Source organism: Acinetobacter sp. (genome assembly GCF_036659555.1).
Lineage (GTDB): Bacteria > Pseudomonadota > Gammaproteobacteria > Pseudomonadales > Moraxellaceae > Acinetobacter.
In genome coordinates, this window is sequence record NZ_JAVXCI010000058.1 from 14,980 (window position 1) to 19,500 (window position 4,521).

Below are 4,521 nucleotides of genomic sequence, written 5' to 3' on the forward strand. Positions count from 1 at the left end.
GCTGCCTCACGTAGTTGAAGATGACATCAAAATCGCCTTCGATGCAACTTCTGCTTATGTACATGCTGAAAACAGCCGTAAGCTGAACGAGCTTGGCGTGTTAATGATTGACTTAACACCAGCTGCAATTGGTCCTTACTGCGTACCACCTGTCAACCTTGAAGCATTGCTTGAACAAGGTGAAGTGCCAAACGTCAATATGGTAACTTGTGGCGGTCAGGCAACGATTCCTATGGTTGCAGCGATTTCTCGCGTTCAGCCTGTTGAATACGGCGAAATCATTGCAACTGTATCGACTAAGTCGGTTGGTCCGGGAACGCGTAAAAACATTGATGAATTCACACGTACTACTGCAGGTGCCATTGAGAAAGTCGGCGGCGCGAAACAAGGTAAAGCGATCATCATCATTAACCCGGCTGAGCCACCTCTAATGATGCGTGATACTGTTCACTGTCTAGTAGAAGGTGAGCCGGATCAGGCAGCGATTACTGAATCTGTACATGCCATGATCAAGGAAGTTCAAAAATACGTACCAGGTTACAAGCTGGTAAATGGTCCGGTATTTGATGGCAACCGTGTATCAATTTACTTGGAAGTTGAAGGTCTGGGTGACTTCCTGCCGAAATATGCAGGTAACCTGGATATTATGACTGCAGCAGCTGCACGTACTGCAGAAATGTTTGCAGAACACGTGTTCAACACCGCTGAAGCTTAAAGGAATACCAAAATGTCTAAGATTATTGTTCATGATATGACTTTACGTGATGGTATGCACCCGCAGCGCCATCAAACGACTGTTGAGCAAATGATTGCAATTTCAACAGCACTTGATGATGCTGGCGTACCTTTAATTGAAGTAACACACGGTGATGGCCTTGGCGGTTCATCAGTGAACTACGGTTTTGCTGCTGCAACAGATGAAGAATATTTGTCTGCTGTTGTACCACGTATGAAGAATGCAAAAATTTCTGCATTACTTCTTCCGGGTATCGGTACGGTTGACCATTTGAAAATGGCACATGAAATTGGTGTTTCTACTATTCGTGTGGCGACGCATTGTACTGAAGCGGATTGTTCTGAACAGCACATCACCGCTGCACGTAAACTAGAAATGGACACCGTCGGTTTCTTAATGTTGGCGCATATGGCATCTCCTGAAAAATTGCTTGAAGAAGCAAACAAGATGGTGTCTTACGGTGCAAACTGTATTTACGTGACAGATTCAGCGGGTTATATGCTTCCGCAGGACGTGATCGACCGTGTGGGTCACTTACGTCAACACTTGGATTCAAGCATTGAGCTTGGTTTCCACGGTCACCACAACTTAGGCATGGGTGTATCGAATACTGTTGCTGCGGTTCAAGCAGGTGCGGTACGTGTTGATTTGGCGTCTGCAGGTTTAGGTGCTGGTGCGGGTAATACACCACTCGAATTGTTTATCGCTGTGGCAAACCGTATGGGTATGGACACTGGTGTTGACTTGTTTAAAGTACAAGACGTTGCTGAAGATCTGGTGATTCCAATGATGCACAACCCGATCCGTGCCGACCGTGATGCGGCAACTTTAGGTTATGCCGGTGTTTACTCTTCATTCCTGTTGTTTGCTAAACGCGCTGAAGCGAAATATGGCGTATCTGCGCGTGAAATCCTGATGGAACTTGGTCGCCGTGGTACGGTTGGTGGTCAGGAAGACATGATTGAAGACCTGGCATTAACCATGTCTAAAGCGCGTGAGTTACAAGCTTAATTTTTAATGCAATCGTATTAAAATAAGGCTAATAAAAAAGCATCCAAAGTGGATGCTTTTTTATTATGAAGTAGTTTTAATAATATATTAAAACTCTGATCTCAGATATTTTAGTTATAGTGTTATGTGAAGATTATTTTAGTTTAATTTTTTCCTTAAACATAAAAACGATAAATAAAAAATAGTGGCTCAATATTTTAAAAAAAATTGCGCTTATTAATAGAGAAAACAAAAAATAAATTAAATATCCGGTCAAATTTTTATTTTCTTTAATCGGTTTAAAATCTAAGAGATTGAGCGCTTAAATCTGGGCTTGGAATATGGAGAGCTAAAAGAGCAAAAGTTTAATACTGTGGTCGGATTTTTTATTTAAACCGACTTGCGCATGATGGCGGCATGGATTTTATCAGCTGAATGGGGAACTCATCATGCGTCGTCACAATTTACGGATTGCAATGCTTGCTGCGACAGCAACTTTAGGGACAACTGCAACGAATGCAGACTTTATTGACGACAGCAATGTTCAACTCAAATTTAAAAACTTTTATCTAGACCGTCAGTATCAAGATGACTATTCATCACGTAACTGGGGTTCTTGGTCACAAGGTGTGACTTTGGATGCGAAGTCAGGCTATCACGATATTGGTGGCGGGGTGCAAGTTGGTGCAGATGTTCTGGTTCAACATGCAGTTAAACTCAACGGCCGTGATCAAAATCCGGATTGGGTGTTACCTCACGATGGCAAAGAATCTAAAGATCATTTTGGTAAAGTTGGCGCAACCTTGAAAGCTAAAGTTTCTGAAACAGAACTGAAAGTGGGTGAACTATTGCCGGTATCTCCAGTGCTAGTATTTGATCCATCCCGTCAGCTCATCACTACTTATAGCGGTGCATGGTTAGAATCTAAAGAGATTAAAGATACCAAACTGACTTTGGCTTATATTGATAAAATTAATAACCGTTACGACAATCAGTTCCGTGATTTAACATTGTTTGCGCCTGCGAAGGGTAAAAATTATTACGATAATGGTGAAGCATCTGATGGGATGTGGATTGCTGGTGTAGATCACCAGTTCACGCCTGAAATTGGTGGTAGCTACTGGTATGCAGATGTTCAAGACATCTACCAACAGCATTACTTGGGTGTGAATTACAAAACTGCGCTAGGTGAAAAAACCAAATTAGATAGCCATGTGCGTTATTTTGATAACTCGGATTCAGGTGACAAACTGTATGGTGATATTGATAATCAGGCATTGTCAGTAGGGGCAAAAGTTAATCATGGTGCGCATACCGTAGGTCTGGGTTATCAGCAAATGTTTGGTGATACTGCATTTCCAACACTTGGCGGCTGGGTGCCACAGCCTTATCTGGTGAACTGGGGCGTTGCAACCTTTACTGCACCAGAAGAAAAGTCATGGAATGTTTCTTATGGCTATGACTTCTCTGAAATGGGTGCCAAAGGCTTAAACGCAACTGCAGTTTATTTCAAAGGTTATGATGCTAAATCAGGTGACCAAAACTTTAATACTGATGAGCTAAATCTGATTGCGAATTACACTGTTCCAGAGGGTAAGTTAAAAGGTTTAGGCATCCAAGCGATGTATATTGATGTAAATTTTGCAAATCCTACTAAACCAGATCTTCAGGAATACCGCGTAGCGACAACTTATACTCATAAATTCTAAGTTAAGCGCAGTTTAAGGGCAGTCAGTATTCTGACTGCTTTTTTTTGAGCTGAGAACTTAATCAAAGCCTTAAATTAAACAGGGTTTTAAATTTAAAATAATTAATTAAAACAAATACTTAAATAATATATTTTTTGTAGTATGCAATCGTAATTTTATATCAGTTGAAGACAGTAGAGCGGTTAATATAAGACTGTAAAAAGATCATTTTTAATGAGTCAACTTGACGTCGAGTTCTCGTCATCGAGGAACACGCAAGCAAGAAACTGTAAGAGGAATCATGATGAGCACTGTTCAAATCCCTGATTATAAAACAGATCCTTTCTTCGGCTTAGAAGACAAATGGATTGAAACTGCAGAAGGTGAGTTGACTCACTACCATGAAATTGGTGAAGGTACGCCTATTCTGTTCCTGCACGGTTCAGGTACGGGTGTATCTGCTGCTGCAAACTGGTGGTTAAACCTACCTTCAATTGGTGAACAAGCACGTTGTATCGCAATCGATACCATTGGTTATGGTCAAACTGTGGTTGCACCAGGTACTGCTTATGGTATCCGTGCATGGGTAGATCATGCGATCCGTACGCTAGATGCTTTGGGTATCGAAAAAACCTGGTTGGTCGGTAACTCTCTGGGTGGCTGGTTAGCATTCCAGATGGCATTGGATTATCCAGATCGTATTTTGGGTATCGTGTCTATGGGTACGGGCGGTGCGAAACAGACAGCTGCACTTAAAGCTCACGCAAACCCAGTTCTTACAGAAGAAGGAATCAAGAAAACCCTTTCTATGTTTGTCGTAAACAAAGACCTGATTACTGATGAACTGGTAAAAGTACGTTTTGCTTCTGCTGCAAATGACTATGCATCAAATCGTTTAATGGATGTGGTTGGCGCACGTGACCGTGACCGTTTCGAATTCCCATTAGACTTCGAAAAAATGAAAGACATTACTGTGCCTGTACTATTGATTCATGGTACGCAAGACGTGGTGATTCCGGTTTCTCGTACTTGGGACATCCTGAACATCGTACCAAATGCTGATGCACATATCTTCAGCCAATGCGGTCACTGGTCTCAAGTTGAAAA

At 41.8% G+C, this 4,521-nt stretch carries 4 protein-coding genes; all 4 read left to right on the forward strand.

The window, feature by feature from the left end:
• A partial coding sequence (locus tag RSA72_RS09150; RefSeq protein WP_332633066.1) for an acetaldehyde dehydrogenase (acetylating) occupies window positions 1-715 on the forward strand: 715 nt, incomplete at its 5' end.
• A 12-nt stretch (window positions 716-727) separates the two neighbouring features.
• Window positions 728-1,747, forward strand: coding sequence for a 4-hydroxy-2-oxovalerate aldolase (gene dmpG, locus RSA72_RS09155; RefSeq protein ID WP_005245890.1), 1,020 nt, complete (start codon window positions 728-730; stop codon window positions 1,745-1,747).
• 428 nt (window positions 1,748-2,175) lie between these two features.
• The gene (locus tag RSA72_RS09160) at window positions 2,176-3,435 is read left to right on the forward strand and encodes an OprD family outer membrane porin (protein ID WP_332633071.1); all 1,260 of its coding nucleotides are present in this window, start codon (window positions 2,176-2,178) and stop codon (window positions 3,433-3,435) included.
• Window positions 3,436-3,718: 283 nt separating this feature from the next.
• Window positions 3,719-4,521, forward strand: an 803-nt coding sequence (locus tag RSA72_RS09165; RefSeq protein ID WP_332633073.1) for an alpha/beta fold hydrolase, incomplete at its 3' end; no start/stop codon positions are given.